Below are 18,846 nucleotides of genomic sequence, written 5' to 3'. Positions count from 1 at the left end.
CCAACACTACATCGTTCGGCGGCAGTTTCCATGCCTTATGTTGCACTGCAGCTATGCAAATGATGCAAGCTGGTAAGACTGGCGATGACTATAGGGCCTGAACCGACCTCAGCTATCGCGATCGACGCAAAAACGCCCGCGTTACCAGCGGGCGTCGGGCAGTCTTGGAGACGGAAGGTGTGCGCGGTCAGCGGGCGACCGCTGCGCGGGCAACGCTGCGGATGTCGGCGCGGTCGATGCCAAGGTCCTGCAATTCGCGGCTGGACATACGGCCGAGTTCGTTGACAGTCTGACGGAACTTGCGCCAGTTGTTGAAAGAGCGTGCTACGTTCATGATAATCCCCTTTCCTGAGGGCTAATGACGTCAGCAACCTTGCTTGGCTCCGGCGTCGTTTCGATGGTTGAGATATAGGTGGTTCAATCGGTTTAAAACAGTGACAATACCTCACCTCACCTATGCGTGTGGTGCATAGGATGATCTTTCGCTTTCAGAATATGCTTGTTTTTTAACCCCACGGGCGAGCCCGTTTCGCTGGAAGACGCCAGGGACGATGGTCGCTTTTTCAGGCCGCCGAGCCAGCTGGCAAATATACCTGCTGCCCATTAAAGAGGCTGCGCGCCCTGATCGACTGTCCTCGGCTCCCCATGCCAATCTCGGTTCGCAAAATCGGTGGAAGTGATCCTGTGGGAGTGCTCGAAGGGCGCTCCTTGGACCACGCCGGAGGCTCCCGCTGTCCGCTGACGAGGTCAGCGATCTTCGTGGAAATGAAGCCTGGTTGAATTGCCCTGGCGGTGACCGGCTACGGCGCGGTTTTCTCCTCCAGGACATACCGGAAGTCACAATGTGTCGCGCCTTGCATGATGGTCTGCGTTCGAGACATTTTGATGCGAGTATCGTAGCCTTTGCAGAAGACGGCATCCCGGTTACAGGACAGGAGATGGCCTATGTGGCCGAGCCCCATCTCGCGGTAGGTTACGGCATAACGACAGCGCAGGACGTTGTAGTCAAACACCTTGTCATCCGCCCGCACGACCTCGATTTCAAGGGCGTCATCTTGCGTCCAAAGGCTTTGCAGCGCCTGAAACGTCAACAGACTGGTGCCTTCCTCCGTCGCGTCTGCGAATTCACGGGCGGCCCGCATCGCCGCCTTGCTTACAGCGGCATCGATGATCGCCTGTGCCTCCGCTTCGCCCAGCCGCTGCCTCAACTCATCATAGATCGGCGCGATAATGGCCGCTTCGATCTTGCGCCGCTGGAGGATGCCCATTGGTTTTGGCGCTTCTGCAGTCGCTGGGTCCGGGCAACTTGTCTCTTCATTTGGCAAATCCGACATGCCGGGTTCCCTTTGCTTCGTCTGTCTAGGGTGGTGGGCGCGACCTTGCCACACGCTGCCAATCACGTTCAAGGCTCGATGTAGCAGTCAGGGCAGCGTCGAGCGCTGTACGTGGCAATGAAAGAGCGCGGTTTCGCCATCGGTTCTGTAAAGCGCTGCGCTCGATTTCCGCGGCAACGACAAAAATAAGACGGAGCGATTGCCGATGCCGTCCGCGGTGCCGTCATGACCAAGGCCTACCTCGCCGTCAAGCTCTTGCAAGCGCTTGCAAATCTTGACGCGACGGTGCTCTCCTGGTTTGGCTGCCCTTCCCCCGATGATACTGAAATTATTCGAGTCATGGTATCAAGAGCCGTTTTCGGGCGTCAGCATCAGATGAGGTGGAAAAGGAGCAGGCTCATCGCAGCTACAGGCCGCAAATGGCGTATGGCGGACCTGCGGCAGACTACGTCCGCGTTTTGAGGTCCGAGCACGAAATTCCGGAGCACCGTCGTCGCGTTGGTAGGTTCGATTGATTCGAAAAATAAGAATCCTCTAATATGAGGTGGCCTGCCCCAGGAACCCATGTTAGGTTTTTGCCAGAAACAACGGAGCAGGACATGGGCATCTTCGATAATGTGATTTCCGGGCTGACTGCGCTTGAGGCAAGCATCGCAGCGATCAATGCAAAACCGCTTCTGGTCGATGCGCAACCGATTCCATCGCGGATAAGCCTGCGAAGCCGGGTGCGGTCGAACCCCGGCAAGGGCGGGAAACGCAAGCGAGCTTCGTCAAAGAAGCCCGCCGAGGCCCGTCGCTCCGATTAGATCTGGCCAGCCTAGGTGTTTGCCTGACGGCAGTTCGAGCGCATGTCCAAAGTGTACCCATGACGTGTACGCATGTCGTTTGCCCTCGCTATTTTGATCTATAACGAGGCGCGCAAAGCGAGTACATTTCCGATACATGGGCATCCTCGACGTTGGTGATCGTTCGTATCGGCAGTCTATCCGCGATTGGCTTCGTCGCCTCGAAACGAGCGATGACGCCAAGGCGATGGCGGTGCAGGCTGCTTTCATGGCGGTTGACATAGCCATCCTCGCGTTTTTCGTCCTCGGGCCCTATCTGCGAACGGGACCGTCCTACCTGATCATCGATTACGCGATTGCGGCGTGGATCATTCTCGAGATGGTGGCCCGCGCCGTCGCAGCCCCCTCAGTCGGCGCATGGCTCGTTCGACCGATGACATGGGTCGACCTGATCATTCTGGCGACCCTGCTCTTCCCGTCCCTTCTCTTCAATTTCGCCTTCCTCCGGGTCATGCGCCTCTGGGCGCTCGGCCGTAGCCCCCTTCTTCTGGCAGGATTGCGTCGGATTGGTTGCAGCGAATTCGTTGAGGTTCTGCGCGCGATCCTGAACTTCCTGGTCTTCCTCTTCCTGATCACGGGATTCGTCTACACGTCGTTCTTCTACGACAGAAACGGTGAGGAAGGCTTCGTCGACGCCCTCTATTTCACGGTCGCAACTGTCACAACGACCGGCTTCGGCGACATCACGCTGCCCGGAACCCTCGGAAAGCTCACGTCGGTGGTCACCATGATCGTCGGCATCTCGCTTTTTGTACGGCTGGCGCAGGCGGTCGTGCGTCCGCACAAAGTCACGTTCCCGTGCCCCAGATGCGGCCTGCAGCGGCACGATACCGATGCCGTGCATTGCAAGGCCTGTGGGGAGGTCCTGAATATCCCCGACGAAGGAAACTGAAGGGCCTTGCCGACGGCAGGGTTTCGAGGCGGATTTCGAACCCGGGGCGACATGCGGGCGATGTCTGTCCGAGAAAGGACGCGACGTGGTCAGTCCGAGGCGATCTCGATCGAGGAGAGAAGCGTTGAGCGGGCGGTCTTCAGATGCTCGGCACAGGCATGCCGCGCCTGTTTGAGGTCGCCACTCTGAAGGGCAGCGATATAGGCCAGATGTTCCTCGACCGCGACGTGATTGCGCTGTCGCTCGTCTTTCTTGCTCCATTGATAGTGATAGTGGAAAATGACCGACATCACGCCCTGGATATTGATGAAGAACCGGTTGGGGGCGATGCCGTGGACCAGCTTATGGAACCGGTGGTCGAGATCGGAGAAATCGCGGTAGCGCCAGCTGATTTCGGCCAGCATCTCCCGATGCTCCTGTTCGAGGAACGCAAGCGTGCGCCATGCGGCATGGTCGGGCGGTAGCGCCATGAAGCGCTCCACTGCCCGGATTTCCATGAATTCGCGCATGTCGAAAAGCTCGGCCACGAAGTCCACCGTCAAACCGAGGGCCTTCCAGCGTCCGCTGCTCTGCCGCTCCAGCAGGCCGAAATGGCTGAACGTGTTGAGGCATTCGCGGATGGCAGACGTGGAGACCCCAAACTGGCGGGCGAGATCGAGCGCATTGATGCTCTGGCCAGGACTGCAATCTGGCCCCACCATCCAGGTCATGAACTTGCGTTCCACGATCTCCGCGAGCGGCCCGAGATCAGTCCCTGCCTGATAGTCCTTGGCGCACGGCAGGCGCAGGAGCACTTTGGAGCGCCCGTCGAGCGCGACGATACCGCTGCTCGAAAGCTCCGCCAGCACGGCGCGCAGCGTCGTCCGGCTGACGCCGAGTTCGGCCGCCAGGACCGGCTCAGACGCAAGCTTTGATCCCGGCGACTTGCGTGCGAGTACGTCAAGACATTGATTGAGCGTCCGTTTGTAAAGCGTGTTCGTCTTCATGCCGCCCCCCGACGCTTTGTCTTTTACAATGATTTTTTTATAAAAAAAACAGATTGCCCGTCCAAATAATGTCTTTTATACAAAAAAAACAGACCAGCTGTGTGGAAGGAGGAGTTCATGCACGCGGACAATGGATGCGAAGCGCATCCTCACACCCTTTTCTGTTGCTGTCTTCTTCTGGGCACCGGCCGCCTCCCGGTGTTCGGCCTATGACGGGGCTCATCCTTCAATTCGGCACGAGCCGCTTCCTTCAGGCGCATGTGGATCTTTTCCTGCACGAGGCACGGGACGCGGGTCAGGAGGTGCCATCGGTCGTCATCGTGCAGACCTCGGGCTCTGCCGAGCGGGCCGGTCGGCTTGCGGCCTTTTCCGATCCGGCGGGCTTTCCTGTCGTTCTTCGCGGCCTTGAAAACGGCATGGCCACCGAGCGTCGCGTGGCGGTGAAAAGCGTATCGCGCGGCCTTTCGACCGCCGGCGACTGGGCCGAGATCGTCGATCTCTTCGCTCACGAAGCCGATTTTGTGGTCTCCAACACCGGTGACTCAGGCTATGCGGTCACTCCCGGCGAGGCGTCCACCGGCCTTTCTGCTGACACGCCGCTTGTCTCGTTTCCCGGCAAGCTCCTTCAGCTTCTCCATGCCCGCTGGCAGCGCGGCGGGCGTCCGCTGACGGTGCTGCCCTGCGAACTCGTCAACCGCAACGGACCGGCGCTAAGGGCCATTGTCCGCGACCTTGCGGCGACGGCCAGCGCCCCTGCGGATTTCCTGAGGTTCCTCGACCAGGAGGTGGTTTTCGCCAACACCCTCGTCGATCGCATCGTCTCCGAGCCGCTGCAGCCGGCGGGCGCGGTGGCGGAGCCTTATGCGCTCTGGGCGATCGAGCGGACGCCGGGCCTGCGCCTGCCCTGCACGCATCCGTCCATCGTGCTGACGGACGACCTCGAACCCTACGAGCGGCTCAAGCTGCATATTCTCAATCTCGGCCACAGCGTCCTTGCCGATATCTGGCAGCGCGACGGCCGGCCGGAGCATGAGACCGTTCGTGCCATCCTGGCAGTGCCTGCCGTCAACACCCGCCTCGACGCGATCTATCGCGACGAGGTCTTGCCCGGATTCTCCGCACGCGGGATGGAGGATGCGGCGCGCGCCTATGTCGCCACCACCATGGACCGCTTCCGCAATCCCTATCTCGACCACCGCATCGCCGACATCGCTGGGAATCACGCGCTGAAGGTCGAACGGCGTATCGCGGCCTTCCTCGACTGGGCCGGTACGCCAGCGCCGGTTCTTTCCTCGATCGTTTCCCGGCAGAAGGCGACGGCATGAGCTATACATTCGACTTTTCCGCCCTCCTGCCGTACTGGCCGGTGTTCCTGCAGGGGGTCTGGCTTACGCTGAAGCTTTCTGCGCTCGCAACAGTCCTGGGTTTCGTTGTCGGCACGCTCTGCGCCATCGCGCGGGCGGACGGTCCTTCCTGGCTGAAATTTCTGGTAGCGGTCTACGTCGAGACGATACGCAACACACCGCTGCTGGTGCAGATCTTCCTGGTCTATTTTGGCTTCGCCTCGATGGGCTTGAAGGTATCGGCGAACACGGCAGCCGTCGCAGCCCTTGTGGTCAATGTTGGTGCCTATACCTGCGAGATCGTGCGGGCGGGCCTCGAGTCCATTCACAAGTCCCAGTTGGAAGCCGCCGAATGTCTTGGGCTGACGCGCACCCAGACCTATTGGCACGTCATCGTGCGTCCTGCGATCGAGCGTGTCTATCCGGCACTGACCAGCCAGTACGTACTGCTGATGCTCGCCTCGTCGATCACATCGCAAATTTCCGCCGAGGAACTGACGGCTGTGGCAAACCGCATCCAGTCGGACACGTTCCGCTCCTTCGAGACCTATATCGTCACGGGGGCTCTCTACATCGCCTTGTCCTTCGTGGTGCGGGTAGCCTTCATCCTGTTCGGCCTCGTTATTTTCCCCCGTCGGCGCAAGCTGGGCACGGCCATCTGAGGAAGGAACAGGACATGTCGCTCACGCCCGTCCACATCGAATTCATCGCCGTCGGGGCGCTCTGGACCATCGGTCTTTCAGCAATCGGCTTCATCGGGGGTTCCGTCCTGGGCTTTTCCATGGCGCTCGCCCGGATTTCGCCAAGCCCGCTGCTGCGGCGACTTGCCAGCGGCTATATCCAGATCGTGCAGGGCACACCGCTGCTCGTCACGCTCTTCCTCTTCTATTTCGGCCTTGCCGTCATCGGCCTCGATAGCCTGCCGGCCATTGTCGCCGCCGGCCTTGGCCTTGTCATCTACTCTTCTGCCTTCCTTGCGGAAATCTGGCGCGGCTGCCTTGAATCTGTGCCGAAGACCCAGTGGGAGGCGGCCGAATGCCTGGCGCTCAGCCGCTGGCAACGCATGACCCGGGTGATCCTTCCGCAGGCCATGCGCATCGCCACGGCGCCGACCGTCGGCTTCCTCGTGCAGATCGTCAAGAACACCTCGCTGGCCTCGGTTGTCGGCTTCGTCGAGCTCGCCCAGGCCGGCAAGCTTGTCAACAACACGATCTTTGAGCCTTTCACGGTGTTCATCGTCGTCGCCGCCTTCTACTTCGCCATCTGCTACCCGCTCTCGGCCTGGAGCCGCAGCCTTGAAAGGAAACTCAATGTCGGCCGTCGTTAGCCTCAGCAACGTGCACAAAAGCTTCGGGGCCGTGAAGGTCCTGAAGGGTGTCAGTTTCGATATCGGCGCCAGCGAAGTGATCGCGGTGATCGGTGCTTCGGGCTCAGGCAAGTCGACTGCGCTACGCTGTATCAACGCACTCGAGACCATCGACAGCGGTGAGATCCTCGTTTGCGGCCACAAGGTCCACGACGCTGCACTCGACCGGCGGGCGCTGCGTCGCGATGTCGGCATCGTCTTTCAGAGCTATAACCTCTTCCCGCATCTGACGGTGGCGCAAAACATCATGCTCGCGCCCGCCTGCGTCAAGAACATGGGCAAGGCTGAAGCGCGCGCGCTTGCCGAGCAGGTGCTGGCGAAGGTTGGCCTCCTGGAGAAGGCCGACAATTACCCCGAGCAACTTTCCGGCGGCCAGCAACAGCGCGTCGCCATCGCCCGTTCGCTCGCCATGCAACCGAAGCTGATGCTCTTCGATGAGGTGACCTCGGCACTCGACCCGCAGCTCACCGGCGAGGTGCTTCGCGTCATGGAGGATCTCGCCCGCGCGGGCATGAGCATGATCCTCGTCACCCACGAAATGGCCTTCGCCCGCAAGGTGGCGAGCAAGGTGATCTTCATGCACCAGGGCAAGGTCTGGGAAACAGGCCCCGGCGCGATGCTGGATAATCCGCAGACCAAGGAACTAAACGAGTTCCTGAGCAACGGCCTCTAATTCGATCGAAATGTCTCAAGGAGGAGATTAAATGATGAAACGCAGAACCCTGATGACCAGCGCTTTGGCGCTCGCTCTCTTTGGTGCCGTCCCGGCAATCGCCATCGCCGATACGCTTGCCGACATCAAGGCACGCGGCACGCTGCGCGCGGCCATCGACCTCGGCTCACCGCCCTTCGGCATGCAGGACGCCAACATGCAGCCGACGGGCTCCGAGGTGGAAAGCGCAAAGCTGCTCGCCGATCACCTCGGCGTGAAGCTCGAAATCATCGAGGTGACCAGCCCGAACCGCATTCCCTTCCTGCTCACAAACAAGGCCGACGTGGTCGTCGCTTCGCTCTCCATCAGTGAGGAACGCAAGAAGGTGATCGATTTCGCCGATCCGCACGGCGTCATCCAGGTCATCGCAGCTGCTCCGAAGGGCCTTGAGATCAAGGGCTTGGAAGAACTGGTGGGCAAGGATGTCGCAACAACCCGCGGTACGACCAACGACAAGGTAGCCACAAGCCAGGCAACGGGAGCCAACATCGTGCGTTATGACGACGACGCGACCCTCGTCACCGCACTCGTCTCCGACCAGAACAATATCATGATCTCCGCTCCGCAGATCATGAATGCCGTCAACGAGCGCCGGACGAACGACCCGCTCGAGGTCAAGTTCGTGCTCAAGGTCAATCCCTATGCCGTTGGCCTGCGCAAGGGCGACGATGCGCTGAAGGCGGCGGTCAACGACTGGGTCAAGACCGATCTCGCCAACGGAAAGCTGAACGAGATCTACAAGAAGTACAACAACGTCGACCTGCCGGCGGAAATGCCGAAACCGTAAGCGGACAGCGGGGCGGCCGACCCACGGTCGCCCATGCACCTCCCGCGTCCGGTCGGGCTGCCGACTGATGATGAGGCGGAAGGACCTTGTCGATATGCCCGGCGGCTCTGTGGTGCCGTCCAAACCTTCAGACAATCAGGATGAACTTCATGAAAGCGCTTCTCTGCGAAGAACCCGGCCGTCTTTCGCTTGTCTCCCGTCCGGCACCGGCACGCGGCGCTGGCGAGGTTCTCGTGCGCATCCGCCATGTCGGCATCTGCGGGACCGATTTTCACATCTTCGCCGGCAAGCACCCCTTTCTCGAATACCCGCGCGTCATGGGCCACGAACTTTCCGGTACGGTCGAGGAAGCCCCTGAGGGCAGCCGTCTCAAGACGGGCGAACACGTCTATATCGTGCCCTATCTCTCCTGCGGTACATGTCATGCCTGCCGGAAGGGGCTGACGAATGCCTGCCAGTCGATCCGCGTGCTGGGCGTGCACTGCGACGGCGGCATGGCCGAATATGTTTCGGTGCCCGAGGCCAACGTGGTGCCGACGGGCGGTATCGCGCTTGAAGATGCGGCGATGATCGAATTCCTGGCGATTGGCGCGCACGGCGTCAAGCGCGGCGCGATTAACGCCGCCGACCGCGTGCTCGTTACCGGATCCGGTCCGATCGGCATGTCGGCGATCATTTTCGCCAAGACGCGCGGAGCGCATGTGACTGTCATGGACACGCGCGCCGACCGGCTCGCCTTTGCCACAGACCGGCTCGGCGCTGACGCTGCAATGCTCGCCGATGCCTCCGCCGAGGCGGAAGCGAACCGCCTGACCGGCGGCGACGGTTTCGATGTGGTGGTCGACGCGACCGGGAGTGCCGGCCCCATCGAGCGGGGTTTCGGCTTCCTCGCCCACGGCGCGCGCTATGTGCTGCTCTCCGTCGTACGGCAAGACATCACATTCTCCGACCCCGAATTCCACAAGCGTGAGGCGACGCTTCTGGCCAGCCGCAATGCCCAGCCGGACGACTTTGCCGAGGTCGTGCGCCAGATCGAGGCCGGCAAGGTGCCGACCCGTGCCCTCAATACGCATCGGGGACGCCTGGAAGATGGCGCGGCCCTGCTGGTGGAATGGGCCCGTCCCGAGGCGGGCGTCATCAAGGCGATCCTGGACGTTTGAAAGCATCGACGAATTTCAAGCGCGAGCGCGGGTCCCCGACGGGCTGTCGCCGAAGCATCGAATGCCTGCGACAGCAGCTGTGAGGCAGCGACAAGATCATGGGCGCAACCGCATGGACTGCGTCGCAGTTGTATCTGCGACCTGACAGGTGCAGAGTACGCAATGAATAGCCGGAGATAAAAACCGGCCATGTGTTTCAACCCGTGAACAAGCAGCCGCGGACTATGGAACTCGTACTCGCCACCGGATTGATCGTCTTCAAGGTCGCGTTGCTTATTGCGATGCTGCTGCTGCTGCCTCTGCCTCTCACCTGGCTGGAACGCAAGATCGCCGGACACATGCAGCAGCGGATGGGGCCGATGCGGGTTGGGTGGCATGGGCTGCTGCAGCCTATGGCGGACGGAATCAAGCTTCTGACCAAGGAGGACCACATTCCCGCCGAGGCCGATCGCTTGCTGTTCAAAATGGCTCCCATCCTGGCGCTCGCTCCGCCCTTTGTCGTCTTCGTCGCGATCCCCTTCGGCGAATCCGTCTCGGTGCTCGGCAACGAGATTTCCCTCTATGTCTCCGACATGAATGTCGCGCTTCTCTTCGTCTTCGCGGTGCTGGGGATCGAGGTCTATGGCGTTATCTTCGGTGGCTGGGCGGCCAACAGCAAATACGCCGTCCTCGGCAGCCTCAGGACTTGCGCGCAGATGATCAGCTACGAGATCCCGATGGGGTTCGCGGTGATCGGCGTGGTCATGCTGGCGCAATCCATGAGCCTGTTGGAAATCGTGCGTGCGCAGGCCGATGTGTGGAACATCGTTTACCAGCCGATCGGCTTCTTCGTGTTTTTTGTCGCCGGCCTGGCCGAAGCCCAGCGCATTCCTTTCGACCTGGCGGAAGCGGAAGGCGATCTCGGTGCCGGGTTCCATACCGAATACAGCGGTATCCGGTTTGCGTTGTTCATGGTGAGCGAATATGCCATCGTCCTTTTGGTGTCGGTCCTGGCGGTGATCCTTTTCTTTGGCGGCTGGAACGGCGCGCTCATCCCCTTGCCACCGCTCCTGTGGTTCGCGCTCAAGGTCGCATTCTTCGTCTATATGTTCATCTGGTTCCGTTTCACCTTCCCACGCTACCGCTACGACCAGCTGATGGCGATCGGATGGAAAGTCTTGCTTCCTCTCTCGATGGCGAACATAATTATCACGGGTCTTGTCTTCCTTTAGGGGCCATAGCGGCTCGGTAGTGAGGCAGCGATGTCGCACGCGCAGGACAGAATTGGCACATGGATCGGCTGGGCGTTCTTCGCCGACCTGGCGAAGGCTTTGGCTCTGACCTTCGGTTACATGTTTTCCAAACCGGTAACCATGCAGTACCCGGACAAGGAGAAATGGCTTCCCTATTCACGCTACCGTGGGCATCACTTCCTGAAGCGTGACGAAGAGGGTGAGATCAAGTGCGTGGCCTGCGAACTCTGCGCGCGCATTTGTCCATGCGACTGCATCGAAGTCGTCCCCTACGAGGATGAGAAGGGCAAGCGTCATCCGGCGAAATTCGAGATCGATACGGCACGGTGCCTCTTCTGCGGCCTGTGCGAGGATGCCTGTCCAGCAGACGCGATCGCGCTTGGCCAGCAATACGAATTCTCCAGCTTCTCTTCGCGCGAGCTTGTGATCGGGCGTGACGATCTGCTTGCCAAGCCGGGCAAGGCAGCGACTGGCGGCAGCGTGGTGGCTGCGCGCCTCAGTGTCGAACCGAAGGTCCTGGTCGAGACCGGCGGGCGGCAGGGGTACAATTGGTGGCGTAATATCCGACGAACGTGAAAATGCGCCAGCCGTCAAGGCAAAGCGCGCAGAGAGGAGGCCCACATGCATGTGCGCCAGATCTTGAACAGCAAGTCTCCCGAGATCGTCTCGGTTACACCCAACCACACGATGGTGGAGGTCCTGAGGTTGTTTCGAGAAAACAACATCGGCTTCGTAATCGTCGCCCGTTACCCGGGGGAATGCCTGGGAACGGTGTCGGAGCGGGACTGCTGCAATGCCGTCGCCAAATATGGCACCCAAGCACCCGCCATGCGCGTCAGCGAGATCATGAGCCAGCGTGTGGCGACCTGCTCCACAGACGATTTACTGCCTCTCGTGATGGCGATCATGACCGAGCGGCGGACGCGCCACGTTCTCGTCATGGAAGGCGACAACATCGCCGGCATCGTCAGCATCGGCGACGTGGTCAAGTACAGGCTCGAGGAAGCGATGCGCACGGAGCAGGATCTGCAGGATTACATCTGCGGGGTCAGCTATCATTGACAAGGCGCGCCAGGGCTAGAGGCGGCCACCGGTCCTGCCCTTTGCGTTGTCTTCGGGGTCAGGTGCGAGGACGGCGGCTGCGGTTCCATTGGCCACCCGCGCCTTTCGAACCTCCACCGGACACGGGTATTCGCCCCGCTGCATCAGGCTGTTGAGGCGCAACGCGCTGTAGTTTTCAGGAACGAACACAAGGTTCTTTGGGAAGCGCCTGTTGACCTTGAGCTTTGCAGTCAGCTCGCCTTGGGCTGAGCGCACGACAAGCTGATCGCCATCGGAAAGGTCCAACTCCTCGGCATCCTGTGCGCCCATCTCGACATAGGGGTCATCTGCGACCGTATTCAGGATTTCCGATCGTTCGGAAAGATATCCATTGTGGAACAGGCAGTTGCCGGTGACCAGCATGAGACGGTCGGATTGAGCGGAAGCAGGCGCCGGGGCGAAGAACCCGCCAGCCGGTGGTGGCGCAAGTCCCCCTTTGGTGAACGCTCCGTCTGCGCCAAGGCCGTCCCAGTTCAAGCCCTCGTAAGCAGGAACCAGCCTGGCAATCTCGTCGAAAATCTCGCGTTGGATCGATGGTCGCAGTGAGTGGCCACGAAGTGCCGCGACGAAGTCGAAGATCGCCAGATTGCCGCGTGCCTCGCCGACGGGTTCATGGAACTTGCAGACCTTCTGGAGCCGGCCCTCATTGTTGGTGAAGGTCCCGGTCTCCTCGCCGTAACTCGCGGCCGGCAGCACCACCTCGGCCATGCCGACAGTCTCGGTGAGAAACGCATCCTGCACGATCAGGAGCTCGGCGGCACGAAGGGCCTGCTGTACGTACGCACGGTCGGGATAGGACCCAAGTGGGTCGCTTCCGGCAATATAGAGCGCGCCCATCTGCCCCTTGTCGCAGAGGCCGAGAATCCCGTCGAAATCCGAGCCGGGCTCGGACGGTATCTCAGTGCCCCAGCTCCGTTCGAGTGTTGTGTGTGTCTGATCGTCAGCGACCGGGCGCAGCCCCGGCAGAGTTGCCGGCAGCACGCCCATATCCCAGGCTCCAAGCTGGTTGGCGCGGTCGAAGAGAAACTGCATCGCCAGTCTTTTGCCAAGCAGGCGGACAAGCTGCATAAGGTTTGAGAGTTGCTGCAGTGTGTCACGTGCTGTCGACGACCTCAGGAGCTCGGCGCTGACAAGCAGTGTGACGCTCTGCGCGTTGAGCAATGCCCGCACCAGACGAAATACCTCATCGCCAATGGCCGCCGGCGGTCCGCCGAGGTTCGCGGGAACGGCGCCCAGCAGGTTCGCATCAGCCGCTGCCATGAGCCCAGCCACCACCCCAGCGAGACCTGGCCCCTCACCGCCCGGTGACACACGCACGACCGCCCTGGCGTCGGCGTCCAGTCGGGATGGCCGGGCAGAAAGCATGAACAATCCGGTCTGTCGCCGCCGCGCAGCGTCCCGCAGGAGGTATTCGGTGACCGGGTTTTCCTCGGTCGGGTTGCCACCGATGACAAGCACGCAATCGTTGCCGATCACGTCGGCCAGCGGCGCGCGGCTGTAGTGGCCGGTGACCAACGCAGCGAGCGGATCGTAGGGTGTCGACCAGCGCGAGGAACAGTCCATGTTGTTGGTCCGGAAGACCGTGCGCATCATTTTCTGGAATTGATAAAGCGTCTCGTTTGGAAGGCGTGGCGAGGCAAGCCCGCCTGCGGCCTTTCCTTCGACTGCCGAAAGGCGCCGTTTCAGGTGGTCCCCGGCCTCTTCCCAGGAAACTGCGACAAGGGCGCCATCACGGCGGACCATCGGTCGCCTGAGCCTCTCCGGGCTTGTGACGAAATCGAGGCCAAAGCGCCCGCGCACGCAGAGCGTTTCGCGGTTGACCCCCTGGTCCCATTTTGAGCGCACGCGCATGAACTCGCCCTTGCGCGTGCCAACTGTCAGCTGGCAGCCGGTACCGCAATGCGGGCAGATGGTGTCGGTTTCGGCCAGATCCCAGGGCCGCGCCTTGTAACGATAGGGGAAGCTCATCAGCGCACCGACCGGGCAGACTTCGATGCAATTGCCGCATTGGTCGCAGCTCGCGAGACTGCCCTCAAACCCGGTTACGGCAGTATCCATGCCTTTCTCGACCGTGCCCAAGGCGACCGCGCCGACCACCTCCTCGCACATCCGCACGCACCGCTGGCACTGGATACAGCGATTGACATTCATGATGACGACGGGGCTCAGACGGATATCTTCGGAATGGAACACGCGTTTGGCATCGCGAAAACGGCTTTCGCGTGGCCCATAGGCCATCACCTGGTTCTGCAGTTCACACTCGCCGCCCTTGTCGCAGATGGGGCAGTCGAGGGGGTGATTGGCGAGCAGCATGTCGAGCATGGACGAACGTGTTTCGTCAATCAGCGGCGTGTTCGTTCGCACGACCATGCCGTCTGTGACCGCGGTGGCGCAGGACGGCTGCAGCTTGCGCTGTCCTTCGATTTCGATCAGGCACATCCGGCACGAGGCCAGCGGCGGCAGCCGCTTCATATAGCAGAAAGTCGGGATGTCGATACCCAGACGCTGAGCCGCCTGCAGCACCGTAGACCCGGCCTCCACGTCCAGTGTCTGGTCATTGATCGTGACGCGAACCATGGCTTCCTCGCGGTCTTCTCCCGATGCACCCTAGTGGTACGGGCACCTGTGCTCCTTGATATGGACGTCGAACTCGTCGCGGAAATGCTTGAGCGCAGCCCGCAGTCCCATCGCCGCCCCGTCACCCAGCGCGCAGAACGTATTTCCGAAAATTCCTTTGCACAGGGCGTCCAACTGCTCCAGATCACCGGGCTCACCCTGCCCCGCCTCGACCCGGCGCAGTACTTTCACCGCCCAGTCCAGCCCTTCACGGCATGGAGTGCATTTGCCGCAGGATTCGTGATGGAAGAACTCGACGATCCGTGTGGCGACCTTGACCATGCAGGTCGCATCATCGATCACGATCACTCCGGCCGAGCCGAGCATCGAGCCGGCGGCAGCAAGCGAGTCAAAATCCATCCCCACATCAAGCCCGCTCTCCGGTATGACCGGCGCCGAGACCCCGCCCGGGATCACCGCCTTGATCCTGCGTCCCGGCAACGGGCCGCCGGCGTGGCTCTCGACGAGTTCCCGCAGCGGTATGCCCATCGGCAACTCATAGAGACCGGGTTTCAACACCTGTCCGCTGACGCAATAGAGCTTCGGGCCGGGGCTCTTGTCCGGTCCGATCTCCCGAAACCACCTCGAGCCACGCATCACGATATGCGGCACGCAGGCAAGCGTCTCGACATTGTTGATCACCGTGGGGCTGGCATATAGCCCCTCGACTGCCGGAAACGGCGGTTTCAGGCGAGGCTGGGCGCGTTTACCCTCGAGCGAGTCGAGCATCGCGGTCTCCTCGCCGCAAATATAGGCGCCAGCACCGCAATGGATATGCACGGTGAAATCGAAATCGGCGCCCAGGATTTTCCGCCCGAGGTAGCCTTTATCGTGGGCCTCGGCGATCGCCTGCTCCAGGCGACGGATCGCTGTCACATACTCTCCGCGAACGTAGACATAAGCGGTCTTGGCGCCAATCGCGTATGCGCTCACCGCCAACCCCTCCACGAGCTGGTGTGGGTCGCGCTCCATGATGATGCGGTCCTTGAAGGTACCGGGCTCGCCCTCGTCGGCGTTGCAGCAGAGATATTTCGGCTTGCCTGTTTGCTTCGGGACGAAGCTCCATTTCATCCCCGTCGGGAAACCGGCACCGCCGCGACCTCGCAGGTTTGCCTCCTTGACGAGGTCGATGACCTCGTCGGGGGCGTGCTCGCGCAGCGCCTTCTTCAGCGCCTGGTAGCCGCCGCCGGCTTCATAGGTCGACAACAAATGACCATCCTGCACGTTGACATTCTTGAGGAGAACCGGCTCGAACATGGCTTTACTCTCCCGGCGGCCGCGCCGAAGCGGGCTCAATGGCTGCCGCTCGCGACACTCCTGCCCGAAGACTGTCGAGCAGTTGATTCACCCGCGCGTCATCCAGCTTGCCATGGTAGTCGTCGCCAACCTGCATTACTGGAGCCATCTCGCAGGCCCCGAGGCATTCAACGGTCGAAAGCGTGAACAGCCCGTCCGGGGTCGTTTCTCCCTTCCTGATCTGCAGCACCGTTTCGAGATGTTTCAGCAGGTTCTCCGAGCCGCACAGCATGCAGGAAACATTGTCACAGAGCTGCAGGTGGAACAGGCCAACCGGTTCGGTATGGAAGAGCGTGTAAAAAGTTGCCAGCTCGTAAACCCAGATCCGCTCGACGCCGAGGATGTCGGCGATCTCCTCGAGCACGGGGCCTGGCAGATAACCATGTTCTTTCTGCGCGATCAGAAGCGCGGGCATGATCGCTGAGCGCTGGTTCGGATACCGCGCTGCCGCTGCTTCTATTTTTTCGCGCATGCTCATTGCATCCAGGTCTCCAGCTACTTGTCTACCTCCGCCATCACCGGGTCGAGGCTACCCAGCACGGCTATCATGTCGGCCAGGTAGTGTGCGTTGGTCACCCCGAAGAGCCCCTGCAGATTGACGAAGGACGGGGCGCGGACTTTCATGCGGAACGGTTTCGGCGACCCATCGCTGATAATGTAGAAGCCCAATTCACCCTTTGGCGCCTCGATCGCCGAATAGACCTCGCCCTTGGGTACGTCAAAGCCGTAGGCCGACAGGTCGAAATGCTGGATCAGGGCCTCCATCGAACAATGCACGCGTTCCTTGTCCACGGGGAACGCGATCGTCGGCATGTCGATCTGGAACGGGCCGTCCGGCATCTGGTCGAGGCATTGTTCGATGATCGCGATGCTTTCGCGCATCTCGTCAACGCGGCACCGCCAGCGCGCATAGCAATCGCCCTCGTTGCGGGTGATGACGTTGAAGGCGAGCCTTTCATAAATCTCGTAGGGCTCGTCGCGGCGGATATCCCAGTCGACACCTGAGGCCCGCAGGTTCGGGCCACTCAGACCAAGATCGATCGCATCCTCGCCGGAGATCACGCCGATCCCCTTCGTGCGCTTGAGAAAGACCCTGTTATCTTCGAGCAATCGCTCATAGTCGCGGATCCGGTTCGGGAAGATGTCGCAGAACTCCCTGATCTTGGGCAGGAAGCCGTCGGGCAGATCCTCACGCACTCCGCCAACCCTGCAAAAGGACGTGTGCATGCGCGCACCGGTAATCATCTCCAGCAAGTCCATGATCATTTCGCGCTCACGCATGACGTAGAGCAGCGCAGTCATTGCACCGAGATCCATTGGCAGCGCACCCGTGATCAGGAGATGACCGGAAATCCTTGCCAGTTCTGCCATCATCACGCGGATATACTGAGCGCGGATCGGCGCTTCGATGCCGAGGAGCTTCTCCACCGCCAGCGCGAAGGCCAGGTTGTTCGACGGCGGACAGAGATAGTCGAGCCGGTCCGTCAGCGGGAAAATCTGGGTGTAGGTGAAGCTCTCGGCGAGCTTTTCGGTGCCGCGATGGAGGTAGCCGATGTGCGGGTCCACGCGCTCGACATACTCGCCGTCCAGTTCGAGAACGAGCCGGAGCACCCCGTGAGTGCTGGGGTGCTGCGGGCCGAGATTGAGAAGCACTTCCTTGGTGTGGAGCGCTTCGCCTTGCGGCCTGCTGAGCTCGGTGACTTCGGTCATCTCAACCCTCCGGCGTAGAACGGCCTCCTTATGGGATGTCCCTGGTGGCGATGTCCGGCTGCGTCGGCGGCGGACCTTCGGCACCGAAGGGATTCAGTTTGTCCTTGTAGCCCCTCAAGGGGAAATCCTTGCGCTGGGGAAAGCCCTCGAAGCCTTCCCACATGTAGATCCGGCGCAGATCGGGATGGCCCTCGAACTTGATGCCGTACATGTCCCAGGCTTCGCGCTCATGCCAATTGGCCGTCCGCCAGATGCCCGTCACCGACGGAACGCTGGGCGGATCACCAAGGCGGCATTTGATGCGCACGCGCCATTTGTTCTCCAGCGAATAGAGGTGGTACACGGCCTCATAGCGTGGCAGCTCGGGGTAATGATCGACGCCGCAGATATCGGACAGGAAATTGAACTGCAGCGCCGGGTGCTGTTTCAGAAATCGGCAGAACTCAACAATCATTTCCGGTGGAACGGCAAAGGCATGAATGCCGTGCCTGGCGCCGAGATCCTCGATTGCGGCGTTGAAATGTTCGATGACCAGAGCGGGATTGAAAGACGACTTGACGCTCATGAGGCTGCAATCCGATCGAGAGGCGTCCCGGCCAGCGCGCGGGATTTCTTGATCTTCTCCTGAAGCAGCAGGAAACCGTGCATCAGCGCCTCGGGTCGAGGCGGGCAGCCGGGGACATGCACGTCCACCGGCACGAAGGTTTCCGATCCCTGCACCACCGCATAGGTATTGTAGACCCCGCCCGAGATCGCGCAGGTGCCCATCGCGATCACCCAGCGCGGCTCCGGCATCTGGTCATAAAGCCGGCGCACGACGGGAGCAAATTTCCGGGTCACGGTCCCGGCGATGATCATCACGTCGGATTGGCGCGGCGAAGGCCGGAACACCACGCCGAACCGGTCGAGGTCGTAACGCGCGCATCCTGCCGAGATCATCTCGATGGCGCAGCAGGCAATGCCGAAGGTTTCTGGCCACAGCGCCGAGCGTCGGCTCCAGCCGATGATGCTGTCGGCAGTCGTGAACAGCACGCTGTCGCGGATCGCATCGCCTACGCCTCCCATTCCAGCGCTCCCTTCAGCCAGGCGTAGGCGAAACCCACGATCAGCAGCAACATGAACACGAACATCTCGACATAGCCGACCAGACCGATGTCCTTCAGGACGACGGCCCAGGGAAAGAGAAACATCGTCTCGACGTCGAAGACCACCAGCAGGATCGCCAGCATGAAGAACTGCACCCTGAAACGGCCGCCGGCGGCCTCGCCGGCCGGGTCCATGCCGCATTCATAGGCTACGTTCTTTGCAGGATAGGGATTGGATGGCCGCAGCAGTGACGAGACAAAAAGCGTTGCTCCCGTCACCAGAGCAACTCCGGCGACCATGACGAGGACTGGCAGGAATTCCATTGCAGTCATAGCCATATCGCATTGCTGCGGTCGCCCACCGAGGGTTCTTTTCAGGCC

The 18,846-nt window shown here is 61.0% G+C and carries 21 protein-coding genes; 11 read left to right on the top strand and 10 right to left on the bottom strand.

The features are described from left to right. Window positions 1-187: 187 nt before the first annotated feature. Window positions 188-334, bottom strand: coding sequence for a DUF1127 domain-containing protein (locus tag IB244_RS00775; RefSeq protein ID WP_018855572.1), 147 nt, complete (start codon window positions 332-334; stop codon window positions 188-190). A 466-nt stretch (window positions 335-800) separates the two neighbouring features. Next, complete coding sequence (locus tag IB244_RS00770) at window positions 801-1,268, bottom strand: L-2-amino-thiazoline-4-carboxylic acid hydrolase (RefSeq protein WP_192302793.1); 468 nt, start codon at window positions 1,266-1,268, stop codon at window positions 801-803. A 665-nt stretch (window positions 1,269-1,933) separates the two neighbouring features. On the opposite strand from IB244_RS00770, the gene IB244_RS00765 reads away from it, so the two are divergent. Next, on the top strand, window positions 1,934-2,140 hold the full coding sequence (locus IB244_RS00765; protein WP_192240142.1) for a hypothetical protein: 207 nt from the start codon (window positions 1,934-1,936) through the stop codon (window positions 2,138-2,140). Window positions 2,141-2,276: 136 nt separating this feature from the next. Beyond that, window positions 2,277-3,071, top strand: a complete 795-nt coding sequence (locus IB244_RS00760; RefSeq protein WP_192302791.1) for a potassium channel family protein — start codon at window positions 2,277-2,279, stop codon at window positions 3,069-3,071. An 89-nt stretch (window positions 3,072-3,160) separates the two neighbouring features. Here the strand turns inward: IB244_RS00760 and IB244_RS00755 are convergent, their stop codons facing one another. Continuing rightward, window positions 3,161-4,057: a GntR family transcriptional regulator gene (locus tag IB244_RS00755; protein ID WP_169679888.1), complete on the bottom strand. Its 897-nt coding sequence runs from the start codon at window positions 4,055-4,057 to the stop codon at window positions 3,161-3,163. 209 nt (window positions 4,058-4,266) lie between these two features. Between IB244_RS00755 and IB244_RS00750 the strand changes: the two genes are divergently transcribed. The 9 genes from IB244_RS00750 (at window position 4,267) to IB244_RS00710 (ending at window position 11,719) form a co-directional block, all read left to right on the top strand. After that, complete coding sequence (locus tag IB244_RS00750; RefSeq protein WP_192240140.1) at window positions 4,267-5,382, top strand: mannitol dehydrogenase family protein; 1,116 nt, start codon at window positions 4,267-4,269, stop codon at window positions 5,380-5,382. Next, on the top strand, window positions 5,379-6,062 hold the full coding sequence (locus IB244_RS00745) for an amino acid ABC transporter permease (protein WP_025658443.1): 684 nt from the start codon (window positions 5,379-5,381) through the stop codon (window positions 6,060-6,062). The genes IB244_RS00750 and IB244_RS00745 overlap by 4 nt, the downstream gene beginning before the upstream one ends. A 14-nt stretch (window positions 6,063-6,076) precedes the next feature. Further along, window positions 6,077-6,727 carry an amino acid ABC transporter permease gene (locus IB244_RS00740; protein ID WP_169679892.1) on the top strand — a complete coding sequence of 217 codons (651 nt, stop codon included), beginning with the start codon at window positions 6,077-6,079 and terminating at the stop codon, window positions 6,725-6,727. Next, the gene (locus tag IB244_RS00735) at window positions 6,711-7,439 is read left to right on the top strand and encodes an amino acid ABC transporter ATP-binding protein (RefSeq protein ID WP_192302789.1); all 729 of its coding nucleotides are present in this window, start codon (window positions 6,711-6,713) and stop codon (window positions 7,437-7,439) included. The genes IB244_RS00740 and IB244_RS00735 overlap by 17 nt, the downstream gene beginning before the upstream one ends. Before the next feature lie 34 nt (window positions 7,440-7,473). Continuing rightward, the gene (locus tag IB244_RS00730) at window positions 7,474-8,265 is read left to right on the top strand and encodes a transporter substrate-binding domain-containing protein (RefSeq protein WP_312867191.1); all 792 of its coding nucleotides are present in this window, start codon (window positions 7,474-7,476) and stop codon (window positions 8,263-8,265) included. 149 nt (window positions 8,266-8,414) lie between these two features. Then, window positions 8,415-9,425, top strand: a complete 1,011-nt coding sequence (locus IB244_RS00725; protein ID WP_169679896.1) for a zinc-binding alcohol dehydrogenase family protein — start codon at window positions 8,415-8,417, stop codon at window positions 9,423-9,425. A gap of 224 nt (window positions 9,426-9,649) precedes the next feature. Further along, entirely contained in the window at window positions 9,650-10,636 is a 987-nt protein-coding gene (gene nuoH, locus IB244_RS00720; RefSeq protein ID WP_025658438.1) for an NADH-quinone oxidoreductase subunit NuoH, read from the top strand. A 30-nt stretch (window positions 10,637-10,666) separates the two neighbouring features. Then, entirely contained in the window at window positions 10,667-11,233 is a 567-nt protein-coding gene (locus IB244_RS00715; protein ID WP_025658437.1) for an NADH-quinone oxidoreductase subunit I, read from the top strand. A gap of 45 nt (window positions 11,234-11,278) precedes the next feature. After that, a complete protein-coding gene (locus IB244_RS00710) occupies window positions 11,279-11,719 on the top strand; it encodes a CBS domain-containing protein (protein ID WP_025658436.1) in 441 nt (146 codons plus the stop codon). A gap of 15 nt (window positions 11,720-11,734) precedes the next feature. On the opposite strand, the gene nuoG is transcribed toward IB244_RS00710, so the two are convergent. Genes nuoG through IB244_RS00675 form a run of 7 tightly spaced genes read right to left on the bottom strand, consistent with a single transcriptional unit; the run spans window position 11,735 to window position 18,798 of the window. Next, window positions 11,735-14,335: an NADH-quinone oxidoreductase subunit NuoG gene (gene nuoG, locus IB244_RS00705; protein ID WP_192302787.1), complete on the bottom strand. Its 2,601-nt coding sequence runs from the start codon at window positions 14,333-14,335 to the stop codon at window positions 11,735-11,737. A 30-nt stretch (window positions 14,336-14,365) separates the two neighbouring features. Next, complete coding sequence (gene nuoF / locus IB244_RS00700) at window positions 14,366-15,631, bottom strand: NADH-quinone oxidoreductase subunit NuoF (RefSeq protein ID WP_192302785.1); 1,266 nt, start codon at window positions 15,629-15,631, stop codon at window positions 14,366-14,368. Window positions 15,632-15,635: 4 nt separating this feature from the next. Then, window positions 15,636-16,148: an NADH-quinone oxidoreductase subunit NuoE gene (nuoE, locus tag IB244_RS00695; RefSeq protein WP_192302783.1), complete on the bottom strand. Its 513-nt coding sequence runs from the start codon at window positions 16,146-16,148 to the stop codon at window positions 15,636-15,638. Window positions 16,149-16,165: 17 nt separating this feature from the next. After that, window positions 16,166-17,380: an NADH dehydrogenase (quinone) subunit D gene (gene nuoD, locus IB244_RS00690; protein ID WP_192240133.1), complete on the bottom strand. Its 1,215-nt coding sequence runs from the start codon at window positions 17,378-17,380 to the stop codon at window positions 16,166-16,168. A 28-nt stretch (window positions 17,381-17,408) separates the two neighbouring features. After that, window positions 17,409-17,945 carry an NADH-quinone oxidoreductase subunit C gene (locus IB244_RS00685; RefSeq protein ID WP_169679906.1) on the bottom strand — a complete coding sequence of 179 codons (537 nt, stop codon included), beginning with the start codon at window positions 17,943-17,945 and terminating at the stop codon, window positions 17,409-17,411. Next, window positions 17,942-18,445, bottom strand: coding sequence for a NuoB/complex I 20 kDa subunit family protein (locus tag IB244_RS00680; protein WP_025658428.1), 504 nt, complete (start codon window positions 18,443-18,445; stop codon window positions 17,942-17,944). The genes IB244_RS00685 and IB244_RS00680 overlap by 4 nt, the downstream gene beginning before the upstream one ends. Further along, a complete protein-coding gene (locus IB244_RS00675) occupies window positions 18,433-18,798 on the bottom strand; it encodes an NADH-quinone oxidoreductase subunit A (RefSeq protein WP_025658427.1) in 366 nt (121 codons plus the stop codon). Before IB244_RS00675 ends, IB244_RS00680 begins: the two co-directional genes overlap by 13 nt. Window positions 18,799-18,846: the final 48 nt, after the last annotated feature.

Origin of the sequence: Rhizobium sp. RHZ02 (assembly GCF_014851575.1) — a bacterium.
Classification (GTDB): domain Bacteria; phylum Pseudomonadota; class Alphaproteobacteria; order Rhizobiales; family Rhizobiaceae; genus Rhizobium; species Rhizobium altiplani.
This window is presented reverse-complemented; position numbering and strand designations above follow the sequence as displayed.